Origin of the sequence: Fibrella rubiginis (assembly GCF_017353185.1) — a bacterium.
Lineage (GTDB): Bacteria > Bacteroidota > Bacteroidia > Cytophagales > Spirosomataceae > Fibrella > Fibrella rubiginis.
The window spans coordinates 110,892-127,852 of the sequence record NZ_JAFMYV010000004.1; the positions used below are offsets into that span (position 1 = coordinate 110,892).

General features: G+C 54.6%; 14 protein-coding genes. 10 read left to right on the forward strand and 4 right to left on the reverse strand.

Annotated elements, in window-relative coordinates:
- The first annotated feature begins 12 nt into the window (after nucleotides 1–12).
- Nucleotides 13–984, forward strand: a complete 972-nt coding sequence (uvsE, locus tag J2I47_RS09805; RefSeq protein WP_207364395.1) for a UV DNA damage repair endonuclease UvsE — start codon at nucleotides 13–15, stop codon at nucleotides 982–984.
- On the opposite strand, the gene J2I47_RS09810 is transcribed toward uvsE, so the two are convergent.
- Nucleotides 974–1,582 carry a T9SS type A sorting domain-containing protein gene (locus tag J2I47_RS09810; RefSeq protein WP_207364396.1) on the reverse strand — a complete coding sequence of 203 codons (609 nt, stop codon included), beginning with the start codon at nucleotides 1,580–1,582 and terminating at the stop codon, nucleotides 974–976. The genes uvsE and J2I47_RS09810 overlap by 11 nt on opposite strands.
- A 272-nt stretch (nucleotides 1,583–1,854) precedes the next feature.
- Here J2I47_RS09810 and J2I47_RS09815 point away from each other — a divergent pair, with 272 nt between their 5' ends.
- Complete coding sequence (locus J2I47_RS09815; RefSeq protein ID WP_207364397.1) at nucleotides 1,855–2,961, forward strand: hypothetical protein; 1,107 nt, start codon at nucleotides 1,855–1,857, stop codon at nucleotides 2,959–2,961.
- 73 nt (nucleotides 2,962–3,034) lie between these two features.
- Here the strand turns inward: J2I47_RS09815 and J2I47_RS09820 are convergent, their stop codons facing one another.
- Nucleotides 3,035–3,691 carry a TetR/AcrR family transcriptional regulator gene (locus J2I47_RS09820; RefSeq protein WP_229374480.1) on the reverse strand — a complete coding sequence of 219 codons (657 nt, stop codon included), beginning with the start codon at nucleotides 3,689–3,691 and terminating at the stop codon, nucleotides 3,035–3,037.
- A gap of 182 nt (nucleotides 3,692–3,873) precedes the next feature.
- On the opposite strand from J2I47_RS09820, the gene J2I47_RS09825 reads away from it, so the two are divergent.
- The 8 genes from J2I47_RS09825 to J2I47_RS09860 all read left to right on the forward strand — a co-directional run bounded on the left by J2I47_RS09825 (nucleotide 3,874) and on the right by J2I47_RS09860 (nucleotide 11,865).
- Nucleotides 3,874–4,872, forward strand: coding sequence for an ABC transporter transmembrane domain-containing protein (locus J2I47_RS09825; RefSeq protein ID WP_207364399.1), 999 nt, complete (start codon nucleotides 3,874–3,876; stop codon nucleotides 4,870–4,872).
- Nucleotides 4,873–4,938: 66 nt separating this feature from the next.
- A complete protein-coding gene (locus tag J2I47_RS09830; protein WP_207364400.1) occupies nucleotides 4,939–6,297 on the forward strand; it encodes an HlyD family secretion protein in 1,359 nt (452 codons plus the stop codon).
- On the forward strand, nucleotides 6,294–7,826 hold the full coding sequence (locus J2I47_RS09835) for a TolC family protein (RefSeq protein WP_207364401.1): 1,533 nt from the start codon (nucleotides 6,294–6,296) through the stop codon (nucleotides 7,824–7,826). Before J2I47_RS09830 ends, J2I47_RS09835 begins: the two co-directional genes overlap by 4 nt.
- Nucleotides 7,827–7,954: 128 nt before the next feature.
- Nucleotides 7,955–9,001, forward strand: coding sequence for a sensor histidine kinase (locus tag J2I47_RS09840; protein WP_207364402.1), 1,047 nt, complete (start codon nucleotides 7,955–7,957; stop codon nucleotides 8,999–9,001).
- Nucleotides 9,002–9,126: 125 nt separating this feature from the next.
- Nucleotides 9,127–9,975, forward strand: a complete 849-nt coding sequence (locus J2I47_RS09845; protein WP_207364403.1) for an ABC transporter ATP-binding protein — start codon at nucleotides 9,127–9,129, stop codon at nucleotides 9,973–9,975.
- Nucleotides 9,972–10,772, forward strand: a complete 801-nt coding sequence (locus tag J2I47_RS09850) for a hypothetical protein (RefSeq protein WP_207364404.1) — start codon at nucleotides 9,972–9,974, stop codon at nucleotides 10,770–10,772. The genes J2I47_RS09845 and J2I47_RS09850 overlap by 4 nt, the downstream gene beginning before the upstream one ends.
- 8 nt (nucleotides 10,773–10,780) lie before the next feature.
- The gene (locus J2I47_RS09855; RefSeq protein WP_207364405.1) at nucleotides 10,781–11,155 is read left to right on the forward strand and encodes a GntR family transcriptional regulator; all 375 of its coding nucleotides are present in this window, start codon (nucleotides 10,781–10,783) and stop codon (nucleotides 11,153–11,155) included.
- Nucleotides 11,152–11,865 carry a hypothetical protein gene (locus J2I47_RS09860; protein ID WP_207364406.1) on the forward strand — a complete coding sequence of 238 codons (714 nt, stop codon included), beginning with the start codon at nucleotides 11,152–11,154 and terminating at the stop codon, nucleotides 11,863–11,865. The genes J2I47_RS09855 and J2I47_RS09860 overlap by 4 nt, the downstream gene beginning before the upstream one ends.
- Nucleotides 11,866–12,030: 165 nt before the next feature.
- On the opposite strand, the gene J2I47_RS09865 is transcribed toward J2I47_RS09860, so the two are convergent.
- Together J2I47_RS09865 and porU2 are read right to left on the reverse strand one after the other, a co-directional pair.
- A complete protein-coding gene (locus J2I47_RS09865; RefSeq protein ID WP_207364407.1) occupies nucleotides 12,031–13,248 on the reverse strand; it encodes a hypothetical protein in 1,218 nt (405 codons plus the stop codon).
- A 240-nt stretch (nucleotides 13,249–13,488) separates the two neighbouring features.
- On the reverse strand, nucleotides 13,489–16,830 hold the full coding sequence (gene porU2, locus J2I47_RS09870) for a putative type IX secretion system sortase PorU2 (protein ID WP_207364408.1): 3,342 nt from the start codon (nucleotides 16,828–16,830) through the stop codon (nucleotides 13,489–13,491).
- Nucleotides 16,831–16,961: the final 131 nt, after the last annotated feature.

Genomic DNA, 16,961 nt, shown 5'->3' on the forward strand with positions numbered 1-16,961 from the left:
GGCCTTTTGCCTATGCTTACAACAACACCTAACGCTGGCTATGCCTGCATCAACCTGACGTTGCAGGTTGATGAGAAAATTACGACCACGCGGGGGATGATCAAGAAGACGTTCACCGAAAAGGGCGTGCAATATGCGTCACAGCTGGCCCTGCAAAACGTGCAGGACCTGCTGAAGGTAGTCGACTGGAACCTGGCGCACGGCTTTCGCCTGTTTCGCATCACCTCCGACCTGTTTCCCTGGGCGTCGGAATACCGGATGGCCGAACTACCCGACTTTTTCGAGATCAGGGCCATTTTGGAAGACATTGGCGCACGGCCCATTCGGCTCACCTGCCACCCCGGCCCCTTCAACCACCTGGCCGGGCAGGGTAAAACGCTGGAAAACACCGTGAAAGATCTGGAGTACCAGTCGGAAGTGTTTGATATGATGGGCCTGTTGCCCTCGCACTGGAACAAGATCAATATTCATGCAGGCGGCACTTACGGCGACAAAACGGCCACGCTGGCCCGGTTTGCCCATAATTTTCAGACCAGGCTGTCGGAAAGCCTCCGCGCCCGCCTGACCGTAGAGAACGACGACCGGCCTAATCTCTACACCGTGCAGGACCTGCTTTACCTGCACGAGCAGATCGGTACGCCCATTGTGTTCGACTATTTTCACCACTCACTCAACCCCGGCGAACAAACTGAAGAGGAAGCGTTTATGACCGCATACGCCACCTGGGACGTGCGGCCCGTGTTTCACTTCTCCAATTCGCGGCGTGAGTACGAAGACCCCAAAGCCCGCAAAGAAGCCCACGCCGACTGGCTTTATACCCCCGCCAATACCTATGGCAAAGACGTAGATATTGTGTTTGAATCCAAAATGAAGGAGTTGTCCATCCTGCGCCTGCGGGGCGAAGAACCGGACTACTCCCCCAAAATGATTAAGCTGATTGAAGCGGCTGCCCTGGCCGCCGACGTGGCCGGCACTACTGATTGATGGCTATACGCTCTGTAAATTGCTTTTGCTCAGGCCCGTACACAAACGTGTATTGCCCGCCGGGCAGGCTCGACAGGTCGAAGCGGTGCCGGTTGCCCGACCCAAACGACTGCGTGAATACCAGATCATTGGTGCGGTTGTAGATCGACACCGTCAATTTTTCCACGCCGGGCATGGCTACTTCCACTTTGTTTTTGGCGTACACCGTCAGCGCAGGTCGAACCAGTTCGGTTACGTTGCGGGCATCGACAATGGCTTGCTGATTGCGCACGGTTACGCTCTGCGACACCCAGAAATCGTTGTTGGTAGCGGTGAGGTAGTAGCGTCCGTCGGGCAGGTTTTGCAGGTTCAGCAGTACGCCGCGTTTGTCATTGGCCTGAATCGTGCTTTGGTGTAGTATAGTACCCTGTTCATCAATCACGGCTACGTCTACGGCTGCGTTGGCAGGCGTAACAAGGCGGATGCGTTTACCACCCGATTTCAGCGCGGCAACAGTAACGGGTGAATCGGGATTTGTGTGTTGAGCTACGGCCACCGGGGCGGTGTTCAACAGCCAAGCTGCGGTGAGCATGGCAACGGTTAGTTGAATCGTTTTCATTTCGTTTGCTGGTTGTATTTCCGGGTCAAAGGTGCCCCCCAGACCATGAAATAAGCAAGCGAAACGCAGCCAGTTCACACAAGCTTAACCAACCTTCTTGATTCTGTACACCCTTGTAAATGAATAGTTTAACGAATTCAGGTTAGAGACAACAGATTCATTAAATAAGGCAATGAGCCTTAATAGGCACATACGTTTATGCAATTGCACTATTCGCTCTGTTCAGTCTAACTCACCTGGCTATCGGTATAATTTTTGCCTGACCTGCCTATATGAAATTTACTAAATACGTCGTCGTTCTCCTGCTTCCTCTTCTCTTTTCCGATTGCCAAACGTTCCGTCCCCGCGCTCGTCGCGTTACGGCTGAGGTTGTTCTCGAAGGGTGGATAGACTGCTTTGCACCAACCCTCGCCGAAGGCAAAACATGGTGCGAAGCGTCGGCTATTTTGGCCCAAAACGGCCAACTCTACCTGGCCAATGACAAAGACATGCCTGCTCCCCAGTCGGCGGTGTTTCGTTTCAACGGCTTACCTACCGATCAGGATGCCTGGCGCCGTGCGCAGCCGGTCTATAGCGAACAGTCATTGCTGCGGTCGGCCCATAAATTTGAGGAGTTTGCTGCCAGTCCCGACCAGAAATGGGTGTTTTTAACCACCGCTTTCGACCGAATAAAACCCGGCTCTGCGGAGTTTAATGGCTACAATATGCTCTTTGCCTGGCCAACGGGTCAGGAAAACAGCCCGCAGTTGCTGGGCACCAACGGCAACTCGGGGGTGTCGCTTACGCTGCGCAGTCAGTTGCAGAAAGCACTGGGTAACCCAGCCTATTTTAAAGTAGAGGGCCTGGCCGCTACCAACGACCGCCTTTGGTTTGGCGTACGTGAGCAGGGCGATACGTATGAGAAGTTCAATTACCGGATCACGATACTGTCGGCCCCCTATCATGCCGAGTCTGTTTCTGGAACTGGCCCGATTCCAAACCAAAAGCAACTCATGCTGGGCCCGGTAACGTTCATGCGCGACTTTAACGTAGCTGATGTAGATACCACGCTGTCGAAGCCACTGGCTATATCAAGCATTGAATTTGACCCCAAACGGCACTGTTTCTGGATTCTGACATCCTACGAGCAGGGCGATAAATTGGGGGCTTATCTCTGGGTGATCACCGAAAAAGCCATGCTCGATAAAGGCGACCTGCAGCTAGTTCGTAACGCCAACGGCAAGCCAATACAGTTTACGCATAAAGCCGAAGACATGACCTTCACCGACACCAATACGCTGCTGGTTATTCATGACGACGACCGCGTTCGTACCCGCATCGGTACCCAGGAACGCCAACCCAATCAGGCAGCGTACAGCGTGGTTCATATCAATGAGTGAACGAGCGAAAGGGTAAACGAGTAAGCGATGCTGACGCAGGAATACCCCTGCGTCAGCATCGCTTACTCGTTTACTAACCCCGTTCTATGCTTGAAAAAAGCAGATGGCGTAGAAAAGCCAGTAGCGCATCATCGGTGGGGTGACCACCGAAATCGGTAAGAGAAGGCAAATTTTCCATAAAAAAGGACTGGTAATGTGCCGTCTCAATCAGCGAACTGGCCCGTGACCGGGCAAACTTATACGTGGGATTGAACTCCAGAATGAGACCCGCAATACGGCCGCAGAGATCTTTGTAAGGCTTAAAGAGTTGCTCGCGGTTATCGTCGGTAACGTGGCGGGTGAGGTAAGCTTTGCTAGCCTCGCGAATCACCACACTATGCAACGCCCGCAGGTCAATATCGTCGGGGGTGGCGGGGGTGTCGGTAGTGCGCTGAAGCAGAATGGGCAATAGCCGTTCCAGTTTTTCGCGCGGACTGGCAATGTTATTTGTCTCATAGACCACCTGGTAATCAAGCCATTGCCAATACCAGGCTACCATATATACCAACAGCCGATGCTTGTTTTCGAAGTACCGGTAGATGCTGGCTTCTTTGGTGCCCAGCCGGTCGGCCAGCTTGCGAAACGTGGTTTCTTCAAACCCGATTTCGTTCATTACTAAGATTCCCTGCCGCACAATCCGGCGACCCAAATCAGATTGTTCCGGATCACGCAGGAACAACTTTTCATTCATTTGAAGGTGTACCGAATATTTCATAGGCTGGCGTTTGTTCGCGCAAGTTATGTACCATTCAACAAAACTAACTTCCGTTTATATAAGTTTTATGGTCAACATTGATAGTAATACTATCTTTGCGAATAGTACGTCAGATTAAATTTCGCTTAAATTCCAACCTGTCGTAACTTGCACCACTTATGGTACAAACGTCAAACTCAACAACCAACCCTACCCCATTTCAACGCCTGCTGCGGCTATTAAACACTGAGCGGCGCGACATTGGGTACGTCTATCTCTATGCTGTAGTAGCGGGGCTGATTGGCTTGTCGCTGCCTCTCGGAATTCAGGCGGTATTTAATCTGGTGTCGGGAGGCATGGTGTTTAGCTCGGTATATGTGCTCATCGGGCTGGTCATTGTGGGGGTCATTATTAGCGGGTTTATTCTGATCGGGCAGCAGGTACTGGTGGAAGTGCTACAGCAACGGCTGTTTGTGAAGGCTGCCTTCGAGTTCACCTATCGCCTGCCGCGTATTGAACCTGATTCCCTGAACGGTCAATATCCACCCGAGTTAATGAATCGCTTTTTCGATGTGCTCACCATTCAGAAGGGACTGCCCAAATTGCTTATCGACCTCACGGCGGCGGTCGTGCAGATTGGCTTCGGCATTATTCTGCTCTCGTTCTACCATCCCGTATTCATCGTGTTCGGCATTCTGACGGTGACAGCAGTCGTTTTAATTGTCTGGGTAAACGGACCTAAAGCACTGACAACCAGCCTCAACGAATCGAAATACAAATACAAATTAGTGGCCTGGCTGGAGGCAATGGCCGGTAATCTGCCATCGTTGCGGCAGGCAGACGATGCAACAGGCTACATGAACCAGACCGACGAGTTGGTAGCGCAGTATATCAACTACCGCAATCAGCATTTTTCGGTACTAAAACGCTTCTATTTCAGTGCGGTAGCGTTCAAAACGCTTGTGACGGGGGGCTTACTCGTCCTGGGTACCACCCTGGTTGTAGGTCGCGAAATGACGCTGGGTCAGTTCGTGGCTGCCGAACTAGTCATTGTACTCATTACCAGTTCCGTCGACAAGCTCATTATGGGCATCGATGTGGTCTACGACCTGATGACCGCCGTTGAAAAACTAGCCAACGTAACGGACTTGGACTTAGTGGAAAGTGATAAACGGTGAGTGATGAATGCCTCAACAGCTTTTTGCACTCACCGTTCATCACTTACCACTCATCACTAAATTCCCATGCTCAACATATCAAACACGCGCGTTGACGATGCCATTTTACGGCACTTTCCGCTAAAGACACTCCGGGCGTTGCCTGATTTGCAGGCGGGGCGGACAATGGGACGGTGGATGCTGCTGATCCTGTTTATTGGGCTGGCCACGCTCTTTTTACCCTGGCAACAGAACATCAATGGTGAAGGAGAAGTAACAGCCCTGACGCCACAGGATCGCCCACAGACAGTGCAGAATGCCATTGCCGGGCGTATTGAGCGCTGGGCCGTGCGCGACGGGCAGTTCGTGCGGCGGGGCGACACGCTGGTGGTGATTTCGGAAGTGAAAGACGACTATTTCGATCCTAACCTAACCACCCGGTTGGGTGAACAGCTCGACGCCAAAAAAGGCAGTCAGGATGCCACTGTAACCAAGATTTCGGCCCTCGACAATCAGATTGCGGCGCTGCAGGCGGGGCTGGTGGTGAAACTGGAATCAGCACGGAACAAGGTGAAACAAAGCCGATTTAAAGTCGTCAGCGACAGTACCGATCTGATTGCCCAACGCACCAACTACCGCATTGCCAGCGACCGCCTGGCGCGGTCGGAGAAGATGCACGCCGACGGGCTTATTTCGCTGACTGATCTGGAAAGCAGGCGATTGAAGCTACAGGAAGACTACGCCAAGCTGGTGGGTCAGGAAGCTAAACTGAACGTATCGCGGCAGGAATTGGCCAATGCCCAACTCGATCTGGCCAATATTGGGGCTGATTACCGCGAAAAAATTGCCAAAGCACAGTCCGACCGGAGTTCGGCGGTATCGTACCGGGCTGAGGCCGACGGCGAGATTTCGAAGATCAACAACAAGATCAGCAGCGTGGTGGTGCGGCAGGGACTGTACGTCATTCGCGCCCCGCAGGACGGCTACATCGTGCGGTCGTTCAAGGCGGGCATCGGCGAAAACATCAAGGAAGGCGAATCCATTGTAACGCTGCAACCGGCTAACCCGCTCATTGGGGTTGAGTTGTTTGTGCGCCCCAACGACGTGCCCCTGATTCAGCGCGGGCGCACCGTGCGGCTGGAGTTCGACGGCTGGCCCGCCATGCAGTTTTCGGGCTGGCCGAGCGTGGCCGTGGGTACGTTTGCGGGCGAGGTGGCCGTGATTGATGCCGTGAGCAGTGCCAATGGCAAATACCGGTTGCTGGTACGGCCAAAAACGGGTAAGCACGACCCAAACTGGCCCGCCCAGCTCCGCGTAGGGTCGGGTGTGTATGGCTGGGTTATGCTCGACGATGTGCCAATCTGGTACGAAATCTGGCGGCAATTAAACGGCTTTCCGCCTAGCCTGAAGGCTGAGCCAAACAGTGAAAAAGGAGTGAAAAAATGAGCGCATTTTTTTCAGCGGGCCGATGGATCGGGGGAATTGGCATTGGGCAGTCGTCCGGCGTCGTGGCGCGAGTGGCATGGCGCTGGCGGGCTTCGCGAAGCCACAAGCCAAAGCAGTACATCGCCCTGGTCGCCTTCATCTTATTATCAATCAGTTCACTAGCTCAGGACACTACCACGTTCACGGCGGCTGACTTTTTCGATGCGGTGCTTAAGTTTCACCCCATAGTGCGGCAGGCCAATCTATTTCCCGAACAGGCCCGTGCCGAAATTATGGAAGCGCGGGGGGCGTTCGACCCGAAACTTGGCTCCTATTATGACCGGAAGGAATTTGGCTCGAAGCTCTATTACGACCGCTGGCAAACGGGGCTTTCGGTACCCATTCGGGCGGCGGGGGTGGATCTGAAAGTAGAATACGACCGGGCCGTTGGGCAGGCTATCAACCCCGAAATCAGTACGCCACCAACGGGTCTGATGCTGGTGGGATTGAGCGTACCCGTCGGGCAAACGTTGCTCATCGACGGGCGGCGAACAGCCCTCCGGCAGGCACAGGCAGGTGTGGGGTTAGCCGAAGCTGACCAGCGAAAACAGATCAACAAAGCCCTTTATGATGCTGCCAAGGCCTATTGGGAGTGGTACCTGGCTTACCGCGCCTACGCCCTGGTCGACGAAGGGTTGAACCTTGCCAACGTGCGGTTTACGGGTACGCGCCAACGCGCACTCATTGGTGAAGCCGCTACGATTGACACCACCGAGGCCCTGATTACGGTGCAGGATCGGCTGGTGCAACGGCAACAGGCCGAGGTCGATCTGCAAAACGCCCGGCTGCGGCTATCTGTGTTTTTGTGGGGGCCCAACAACCAGCCCATCGACTTGCCCGCCAACGTGATACCACAACAGCCCGAGACGACCGATGTGGGCGAAACAACGGTACAGCGGCTGCTGAGCCAGGCACTCAAAGATCACCCTGAACTTGCCAAGATCGACGCCAAAACGACCCAGAATGAGTTGGAAGTGCGGTTTCGGCGGGCGCTGGTACAACCACAGATTGCCCTGAATGCCAGCCTGCTCAGCCAAACGCCCGACCTGGGACGGGGCTACGACTGGTCCAGCTATTATGCCTTTAGCCCCGGCAACCACAAGATTGGCTTAGACCTTGTCTTCCCTCTTTTCCTGCGAAAAGAGCGGGGTAAACTTCGGCAGGTACAGTTAAAAGGGCAGCAACTAACCCTGGACCGGCAACAAACCACGCGCGACATTCAGAACGACATCCTGACTGCGCGCAATGAACTGCTCACCCTGCAACAGCAAATTCGGGTGCAGGAACAGACTGTAGCCAACCAGCGTCGACTGGTTCAGGCTGAGCAACAGCGGTTTACCCTGGGCGAAAGCTCGCTGTTTCTGGTTAACGCCCGCGAAAGCAAGCTCATCGACCTGGGCGTGAAGCTGGAGGAACTGCGCACCAAATACCAAAAAGCCATTGCCGGACTGTGGTATGCCGCGGGGACGTTACCAGTGAATAATAGGTAGCTACGTATCTGTACGTTAACTCAATAGTTGCGTACAAAAAGAGGAAGTTTACTACTTTTAATCTAAAGACCATCTTGACTATCAGATGGCTCCGGTAGACATAACCCTCTTTTCGGATGTATTCTGGCATGATACGCATCCAAGACTCCCGCCTGCGTTGGTTTGGCCCTATTTGTTTGTTTCTGTTCGGGAATATCTTTTTTCGGCTCTCGTTCTGGCTAACCTCACCCCCACGGGCACTGGCTCACTCCGCGCTGGTTGGCCTTGGAGCAGGCATGCTGTTCTGGCAGTTGAACCGCTGGGTAGCCCGGCGAATTCAGCACCGCTTTCCGGGCCTGGAGCGTACTCAGCAACGGCTGCTCATGGTCCTTTTATTGGCTCCGTTGCTGGTGAACCTAGCCATCTTTTCTCGCTACACGCTGCATATACTGCTTGGGTCGCGCCCTACACTCTGGATGGGTCTGGTCGATTACGTTACCTCGTTTGGTATTCAACTCTTCTATTTCGTTGTCTATTTCAGTATCTATGAGGGCATCTATGTGCTTCAGCAATGGCGGCAGACGTACCTGGAAAAAGAAGTGCTCATTAAGCAACAATGGCAAACTCGCTTCAACTCATTGAAAAGTCAGGTAAACCCTCATTTTCTATTCAACTCGCTGAATTCTCTCTCCGCGTTGATCGACGAGTCGCCGGTTCAAGCCAGTCAGTTTGTGGATGAATTATCGACTATGTACCGGTATTTGATCCAGGCCAACGATCAGGAACTGACCCAGTTGAGTACCGAGTTGACGTTTATCGAATCGTATGCGCATCTGCTACAAACACGCCATGGCGCGGGTGTAAGGGTGAGCATTACCGTACCCGACACCTATTTAAGCTATTCGCTGCCTCCGCTGACATTGCAACTGCTGGTTGAAAACGCGGTAAAGCATAACATTGTCCTAGCCGATCAGCCCCTTGTTATTGACATCAGTACCACCGACGAAGGTCACTTACAAGTGCGTAACAATCTTCAACGCAAAACAGGGCAGGTTGCCAGCAATGGCGTGGGGCTAACCAATATTGTGGCAAAATACCAGATGCTTACCGGTACCAGTATTATTGTTCGGGAGGAAGATAACCACTTCACGGTGCTGTTGCCCCTGTTGAGTAATCCAGTGACGCAGTCTGTGTAAAGGTCTTTTTCACCGCTTATTGTCTGAGGTAGTGTGGGATCCCGCTTTTTTGGCTAGAAAGACTTGACAAGCAAAAAACAAATTTCTACTATTGTAGTGTATTAGAAATCTAATACACTACAACAATGATAAACCTAGACAATGTCACGTTCCGGTACGGGCGAAAGCAGCCGGTTTTGCAGGAGCTGAGCATTCAGCTTAAACCAGGTCATATCTACGGACTTCTTGGCTCGAACGGGGCGGGGAAGTCGAGTCTGATGCGCCTGATGGCGGGCCTCCTCTACCCCACCGATGGGCACATCCGGGTAAATGGACGCGAACCCCGTCGTCGCGAACCGGCTTTTCTGGAAGACCTGTTCTTCCTGCCCGAAGACATCGACCTACCCGCCATTACCTTTGCGCGGTACGTGGCCACGATGCGTGCATTTTACCCCCGCTTCAACGACGAGCAGTTCCGCGCTTACCTGCGGGCGTTTCAGTTACCCAGCACGATTGGCTGGCTGGACGAGCTATCATTAGGGCAACGCAAGAAGTTCATCATCAGCTTTGGGCTAGCCACCAACACAAGTGTGCTGCTTATGGACGAACCCACCAACGGCCTCGACATTCCATCAAAAGCGCAGTTTCGGAAGGTAGTGTCGGCGGCCCTTTTGCCCGACCGGCTCGTGGTCATCTCCACCCATCAGGTACGCGACCTCGACGCGCTGATCGACGCTGTGGTACTGCTCAACGACCACGAGTTGCTGCTCAACGCGCCACTGGAACAGGTAAGCCAACGCCTCCGCTTCGAGATCTCAGGCCGCGACCTCCCCGCCGACGTGCTCTATGCCGAGCCCAGCCTGCGCGGCCACGCCATCGTACGCGAAAACGTCGATGCCGCCGACGACACACCCATTGATCTAGAGCGGCTATTTAACGCCGCCATCAGCAGTCCGCAACGCATGAAAACCCTTTTTCCGGCCCAAAAACGATGAACCAGACTTTTTCTCTGACCCGCCTTGCCCGCCTCAACAGCTGGTTTTGGGCTATAAAAGGCCGCACGTATCTGGTGGCCGCCGGGGGCATTCTGATCCTGATCTGCTGTATGCTTTCCGGAGTTTTGTTCTACGGAAAAGACGTTAACCTGGACATTCAACGCAACAACGTGGTCTGGTTTAATTTTCTGGCGGTAGCCGTCGTTGCCATCATTAGCAGCGACGTGTTCAGCCCGGTGTTCCGGCAGGAGTCGGCCATTTCGTACCTGATGATACCGGCTTCGCGCACTGAGAAATATACACTCGGCGTTGGCTATTGTCTGCTGGCATTGCTGCTCCTTACGGTTGGCTACTTCAGCTACGAGGCTATTGTATTCAGCATCGCCAATAAACGATTACCCGCCAACACAACCAACCGCTATATATCCTCAATTCGCTACGCAGCTACCCGAACAGATTTTAGCCTGCTTTTGGCGATGGCCTACGCATTTCTGCTGGCAATGGCCATTGGCTTGTTAGGAAGCTTCTATTTCCGGCGGGGAGTGCTGGCCCGAAACATCGGCGTGGCGCTGGGTGTCCTGCTAGGCATCAGCTTCCTGAACTACGGTATTATCAAGCTGTTTTTCATGGATGTAGACCTGAGCGCTCCCGTACTATTTCTGCCCGCTAGTGTGTCGTGGAGTAGCGGATCGGTACAATTAACCACACCTCAATGGCTGTTCTACGGTGCTTATGGCCTGATCCTGATTGCACTTTGGCTTATCGGCCGCATCCGGTTTAATGAACTCGAACGGTAAACAACAGTATGGAATTTAACGATAAACAACCTATCTACCTGCAAATCGCCGACTATGTCTGCGAGCAGATTCTTCAGCAGGCCTGGCCCCCCGGCGAACGTATTCCGTCGGTGCGTGACCTTGGCTCGTCGCTGGAGGTAAACCCCAACACGGCCATGCGGGCCTTTGATTACCTGCAACAGCAGGGCATTTTATTTAACAAACGAGGTATGGGCTACTACGCCGCCGACGATGCCCCCGACCAGGTACGTGCCATGCGCCGCGCCCGCTTTCTGGATGTGGAACTGCCCGACGTGTTCCGCACCATGACCCTGCTGGGCATCACTATCGCTGACATCGAAACCCGCTTTACTGCTTTCACCCAAGCCACTTCCGCCGCATGAAACTCAGCCTGAAACTCCTCATCGCGCTAACCCTAACGCTCATCGTGGGCATGTTTGGCGCGGCCATCTCCATGCGCCGCCAATATGATTTGCTTGATAAATCAGACCCGTATGCCCGCTGGCAAAAAAAGTCATTGCCTGCTTTTTCGGTGGTAGAGATCACCGGACCGTCCTCGGCTATGGTACAAATTGAACCGGGCAAAACGAGCCGCCTACTGATCGATTCATCCCTGAATCATTCAGGTAAAGATGGGTACACGTACCGAGTGCAACATGACACATTATTCATGCATATGACACCCGTAACAGACTGGAATTTCCGGCCCGAGGACGATGATGATAACTGGCATGGGGTGCAGTATGTGGTGCAAGTACCTTCGCTAAAAGCTCTTTTGACGGTTAACGCATATTGTCAACTGTGTGATGTCATCACCCCTACACTTACGCTGCAACAAAGAGGCATAGGCGGGCGGTTAACCCTAAATCATGTGCAGACAAAATATCTAACTGCTTCGCTATCAGGCCGCAATCAGCTTACCTTTCAGGAATTTAACAACCAAATTGCTCAAGCCAATATCACCGTTCGCGACAGCGCTCGTCTGCATCAATACAGCAATTTTAGCAACGGTCTTACCTTGCAAGCTGACTCAACAGCCCAACTTCGGTTGACGGGCAAGGCGTTACGGCAGGCGAAGGGAGGGGTTAAGTGAAGAATGGCTTCGCGTAGTAGTGTGGCTTCGCGCTCGGTGCCCTTCGACAGGCTCAGGGTGACAGGGAAGTTGAGTGATTCCAAAGAGTTGAGTCAAGGTTGTTGTCACCCTGAGCGGAACGGTCCGCCGCTGCGGTCGAAGGGCACCACGCGCGAAGCCATTCTTTTACTTCCCTAGTCCCAACTTCCCCAACAAATCGGCTTGAGGAAGCAATTGGAGCCAGGAGCAAAGCAGCAAGATCGTCCACCAAAAGCCCAGTTGGCGACGGCTGATGACATTGGTCCAGCGGCTGAAGTATTGGGCCAGAAGCCAGAGAAACGGTAGCGTGACGGGGGCCATCAGCCGGGCGTTGGGACCGTTGAACGGACTGAACAACCGCATAGTAAACAGAATAGTGAGGTACACCCCCGCCGAGAGAAGCAGCCAGTTTAGCATGGCTTTTTCGGCGGGAAGTTCATCGGGAAGTGTGGCTCTTTTTTCCCAAACAATCCGCCAACCCCAGCTACCCAGACCGAGTTGAATGACCAGTCCCAGCCAAACCAGGCTGGTGGGTTCGCCAATGACATAATCGCGAAGCAGGAGTAATTCGTTGGGCAGAGCAATGGCAATCAGCAACAGTTTGTCCCAGATGGTTTCGGCAGTCTCGTAAAAGCGTTCGCCGCCATAGGCCGAGGGCGTAATCCGGGCGTTGAGGTAGAAGTAACCCAGCATTAACCCCACCGAAAAAGCCACATACAGTACATCAGGGCCAATTCGCTGCCTGAACACGTCGCGGCTGGCCTGCCCGTAGGCTCCACGTGTATAGGTCCACAACGCCTGTAATCCATACACGATGACCACATACCCACCCACATAGCGGAGTAAAAAAAGGCCCATTGTTACTAGCAGCAGCCGGGCGGCAGTGGCATAGGTGGGCAATGCGGTCTGGTGGCCCATAAACCACGCCCATTCAAGCAGCAGCACCAGAAAAGTCCACTCCGACCAGGTATAGGTGAGGATACGGACAAACCCACCGAGCAGCAGCACCGACCCTACCCAAACGGCCCGCCTTGCACCCAACCGTCGCCGCCAGATGAGCAAAAAAACGGCCACCAGCCCCACGTTAAGCACTTTTGAGGCCACCAGCAACGACAGCCCCGTCGCTTTGGCCAGCAGCCCAATCAACAGCGGATACCCCAGCGGAAAGGTACCGTCCCAACCCGTGCTGACGTGCCCATACCGATTACCATCCAGCCCTACAAGCCAGCCCGCAAAGGCGAGATAGTAGGTTGAATCGGGGCTGGTGAACTGGTTGGGATTAACGTAGCTCAACCCACCAATCAGCCCGGCCACTAGCAGCCAGATAGCGAGAAGCAGCAGGTCGTCTTTAGTAGGTTTGGGCATTTTTTTAGCTGGATGTAGTGGGGGTGTGGCTGTGGTGGGGTGTGGCTTCGCGTAGTAGTGTGGCTACGCGCTCTAAGCCCTTCGACAGGCTCAGGGTGACGGCGACGTTGAATTAACTCGAGAAGATTGTTCTATTGGCCTGTCACCCTGAGCCTGTCGAAGGGCCTAGAGCGCGTAGCCTAGAGCGCGAAGCCACACCCCACCACAGCCACACCCTACCACAGCCACCTCTAAGCCCCCCTACCGCGTCACCATAATGCGCCCTGTCAGGTTCGATTTGGTGCCATCAGCAAATGGCACCTGTCCGGGAATGTCGAGGCGGTAGAGGTAGATGCCGTTCGGCAGGCGACCGTCGCCGCTGGTACCATCCCAGTAAAATTCATTGGTGCCAACGACAACAGGCTGGCTAAGCGTGCGGAGTTCGCGGCCCGTGATGTCGAAGATCCGTAGCGTGGCGGGGGCTGTAGGTGCCTGGGCACCCGTCAGCGTATAGCGCAGTACCGTGCTGGTAACGAGCGGGTTAGGCGACACAGCCAAACCAGACAACGTCGACTCACCTTTCACCTGAAACCGGATGGCGTAGGGCTGGGCGCGGTTCCCGCTGAGATCGCTGCCATACACCTCCAGCGTGTACGCCCCGTCGGGCAGGGGCTGCGCGGGGCGGTAAGTAAGCGCGAATTTTCCACCCACAGCCGACCATGACGCCGTGGCCGACGAGAGGGGCAGTTTGTCGAACGGGCAGGGCTGACCCGCGCAGGGGCGTTGCAGGTACAGTTCCAGACCGCTGGGGTCGGTGCGCAGAAGCTTGGTATTTTCGTCGGCCACCAGCACCTGAATCTGGGGTTGTGGGGCCACGTAGGCTTCGTTCTGAATCCGCCGCCCGTCGAATGATACTTCTACCACCGGGGGCGTATTGTCCACGTCGAACGGCAGGTTTGCCACTTGCCCATCACTCTTGATTTGCAGCGTATTGTTGTCCACGCGCTCTTCATCCAGCTGACTGTCGGCGTTGGCGAACAAGTCGAAATAGGTGTCGGTCAGGCGGGCTACCTTCAGTTTCACGCGCAATGTATCGGCATAAGCTGAGGCATTCATGCGCTGCCTGGTTTCGAGCAAAAGCTGCCCGTTGGCGGCGTATTGGCGTATTCTGACGTCGGGGCGGATACCCGTGCCCCGGCCCAAGTTAATCGAAACAGCCTGGATCATAACCGAGTCTTTCACGGTTTTTACAGCTACGCCTTTGTCGGAAAAAGTAAGGTCGGGTTTGGCAAACGGAAACAACCGCACAGCCGGGTCGCCCTGAAGGGTGATCTCTTCGGCAGCAGCCTTATCGAACACCGACGTGTTGGCAGCCATGTACCGACCAATGGCTTCGACCTGAATTTCGCCGAAGGTTTTGGCCTGATACAGGCTGTCGGCCATCACGGCGTAGAGGTTGTCGGAGTAGGTTTTCAGGGCACTGGCAAAACCGTTGTGGGTGTGGGCCAGGCCTAAAATCGCGCCCCGGTCGGGTGTGAGCACCCAGTCGGTTACGAAGGTTTTTGGGCCAAAATAGAAGTTGCCCGACGCGCAGCCATTGGCTAACAGCAGGGGATACAGGCCTTTGTTGCGGTAGCCCAGCCGGTCGTTGCTGACGTAGCCAATGTCAATATCGGAGATGTCGAGGCTGGAGTGGCCGAACATGGAAATGATGCCCAGCCCCCGGTTCACCTGGGTCGTCACCGAAATAGCCTCGGTGGGGTCATCGGTTTGCTTCGAGACCGTTTCCACGTTGGCACAGACGTATTTAGCTGTAATGCTCCGCCCAAACTCGTCCACAAATGCCCGGAACAGGCTTAGTTCATAAGCCGATTTGCCCCCGCTGAGGTGCAACATCTGCTTCCGCCAGGCAGCGGTGGCGGGCGCGGCTTCGTGCTCTTTTACTTTGTTTAAATAGTCAAGCACTTGTCGGGGTCGCGTCACGTTGAGCCGCCCAACCGACAGGGCCGGTACGTAGGGTGCCTTGCCATTCAGTCCCGTCACCAGGGCCAGGTCAGACCCCGGCCAGCCGCCGCTGGGAATCATATCGAGGGTGTCGGCATTAGCCAGTCGGCGTACCCCCTGCGGATCGCGCGACCGGCCAACCAGCAGCAGGTGTTTAGCGTTGCCATTGCTGGTCAGATAATCGACCATGCGCCGGATGGCCAGTGGTGAGCGTTCGCCATAACCAAACTGATTGTATACCTGGTGAATGTTCAGGGTCAGGGTATCATGACTTCCGCCGGCCTTCGAAGCGCGGTAGGCGGCGTATGCCTGCACAGCATCGGGCGAGTCGGCTATGGGCGTGCGGGCCATGGGGTGGGCTACGATGATGAAGCTGGCTTTGGCGGGATTAATAGGCCGAAAAGCAACCAATCTCACGGAAGGCACGGGCAATATCACGCTGGTTAGCAGCAATTTACGCCCTATAGTAGCCTCGCGCACCACGCTCGAAAAGGTGCCGTTCACCAGCGTTCCCGACAGCAACGATGTCTGGCCGGGTGTGGTAACGTCATACACGCGGGTGTTGGCCGCCACGTTGGTCAGTCGTAGCAACGCCCGTCCACCCGGTGCCGGATTCAACCGAAACTCGCGGTACGTTTCGCCAGCCATGCTAAGGGTGTGGGGGTAAACGGCCCGCAGATACGCCATCGACACTTCGTCGTTTTCATTCTGCGGACTCAGCGCACAGACCACCCGCCCCCCATCAGCCACGTCGCTCGCCAATAGCGGCACGGTCAGGGTGTAGGGATCGTAATTCTGGCTTTGAATGGGTTCCAGAATGCGCGGACTACCGCCGGGGCCAACCTGCACGTTGACGGTATGCGCCGCGGGCGTCCGACCAATTAATTGTGTGATCAACGTGGGCTGGGCCAGTGTGGTACTCAGCACGTTGGTGAGCGTAATAGCCTGTGCGTAGCTCGTTTTAGGTCTGATGCTATTGCCCATCCAACCCTCCCCTACGTCGTAGGGCGACAGGATAGCGCCATTGCCGTACCAGGCTCCCAGCGGGTAGATATTGCCCGCCGGGTAGGAGTCGTTGAAATAGCGTAGTTCTTCCGCCCACACATACGGTTCGGGGGATAGTGCCGACGTACCCGTTCCCGCGTCCAGATCAGTATAGCGGACCATACGTTTCCCCCCCTGCGCATCGAGGCGGGTGGTTAGGAAAAAGGCGGTGCTGTCGGAATAGAGGCTGTAATAGGGGTTGGGCTGCGCCGAGGCCGGGCGGTAGAGCGTGGAGTCCTGCACACCATCATTACCCCGGCCCAGAAACTCGACATAGTCTGTGGCATCGAACTTACCGTCGGACTCACCTTCCACCCAAATAGCCTGTTCGGTGCCCCGGTGAAAGAGTTGCAGCTTTTGGGGATCGAGGTTTGTTACGGGCAGGCCGGCCTTTTGCAAATCGCTGTAAGTGAGGCGATAGAGGCCTTTTTGGGCAATGGGTATTCTGTAGTATGTCTGCTGTGGGTTGATCCATTCGTTGCCAAAGACCACCTTTTGGGCCTGGGCAACGGAACCGGATAGTAGCAGAAAGAACAGGTAAACATATAGTCTCATACGGTGGCTTTAAAAACAGCAACAAGTTACGAGTACTGATTGACGAAGCATGAATGACGACATACGATTTATTGCGGTACACCATACGTATCTCAATTCGCTCCACCAAAACGCCTACTGCAATTATGCCA

Excerpts from the sequence above, each read along its gene's own strand:
- J2I47_RS09810 (WP_207364396.1), bottom strand. The coding sequence starts at position 1,582 with ATGAAAACGATTCAACTAACCGTTGCCATGCTCACCGCAGCTTGGCTG.
- J2I47_RS09865 (WP_207364407.1), bottom strand. The coding sequence starts at position 13,248 with ATGCCCAAACCTACTAAAGACGACCTGCTGCTTCTCGCTATCTGGCTG.
- J2I47_RS09850 (WP_207364404.1), top strand. The coding sequence starts at position 9,972 with ATGAACCAGACTTTTTCTCTGACCCGCCTTGCCCGCCTCAACAGCTGG.
- J2I47_RS09860 (WP_207364406.1), top strand. The coding sequence starts at position 11,152 with ATGAAACTCAGCCTGAAACTCCTCATCGCGCTAACCCTAACGCTCATC.
- J2I47_RS09840 (WP_207364402.1), top strand. The coding sequence starts at position 7,955 with ATGATACGCATCCAAGACTCCCGCCTGCGTTGGTTTGGCCCTATTTGT.
- J2I47_RS09830 (WP_207364400.1), top strand. The coding sequence starts at position 4,939 with ATGCTCAACATATCAAACACGCGCGTTGACGATGCCATTTTACGGCAC.
- J2I47_RS09835 (WP_207364401.1), top strand. The coding sequence starts at position 6,294 with ATGAGCGCATTTTTTTCAGCGGGCCGATGGATCGGGGGAATTGGCATT.
- J2I47_RS09815 (WP_207364397.1), top strand. The coding sequence starts at position 1,855 with ATGAAATTTACTAAATACGTCGTCGTTCTCCTGCTTCCTCTTCTCTTT.
- J2I47_RS09845 (WP_207364403.1), top strand. The coding sequence starts at position 9,127 with ATGATAAACCTAGACAATGTCACGTTCCGGTACGGGCGAAAGCAGCCG.
- J2I47_RS09820 (WP_229374480.1), bottom strand. The coding sequence starts at position 3,691 with ATGAATGAAAAGTTGTTCCTGCGTGATCCGGAACAATCTGATTTGGGT.
- J2I47_RS09825 (WP_207364399.1), top strand. The coding sequence starts at position 3,874 with ATGGTACAAACGTCAAACTCAACAACCAACCCTACCCCATTTCAACGC.
- uvsE (WP_207364395.1), top strand. The coding sequence starts at position 13 with ATGCTTACAACAACACCTAACGCTGGCTATGCCTGCATCAACCTGACG.
- porU2 (WP_207364408.1), bottom strand. The coding sequence starts at position 16,830 with ATGAGACTATATGTTTACCTGTTCTTTCTGCTACTATCCGGTTCCGTT.
- J2I47_RS09855 (WP_207364405.1), top strand. The coding sequence starts at position 10,781 with ATGGAATTTAACGATAAACAACCTATCTACCTGCAAATCGCCGACTAT.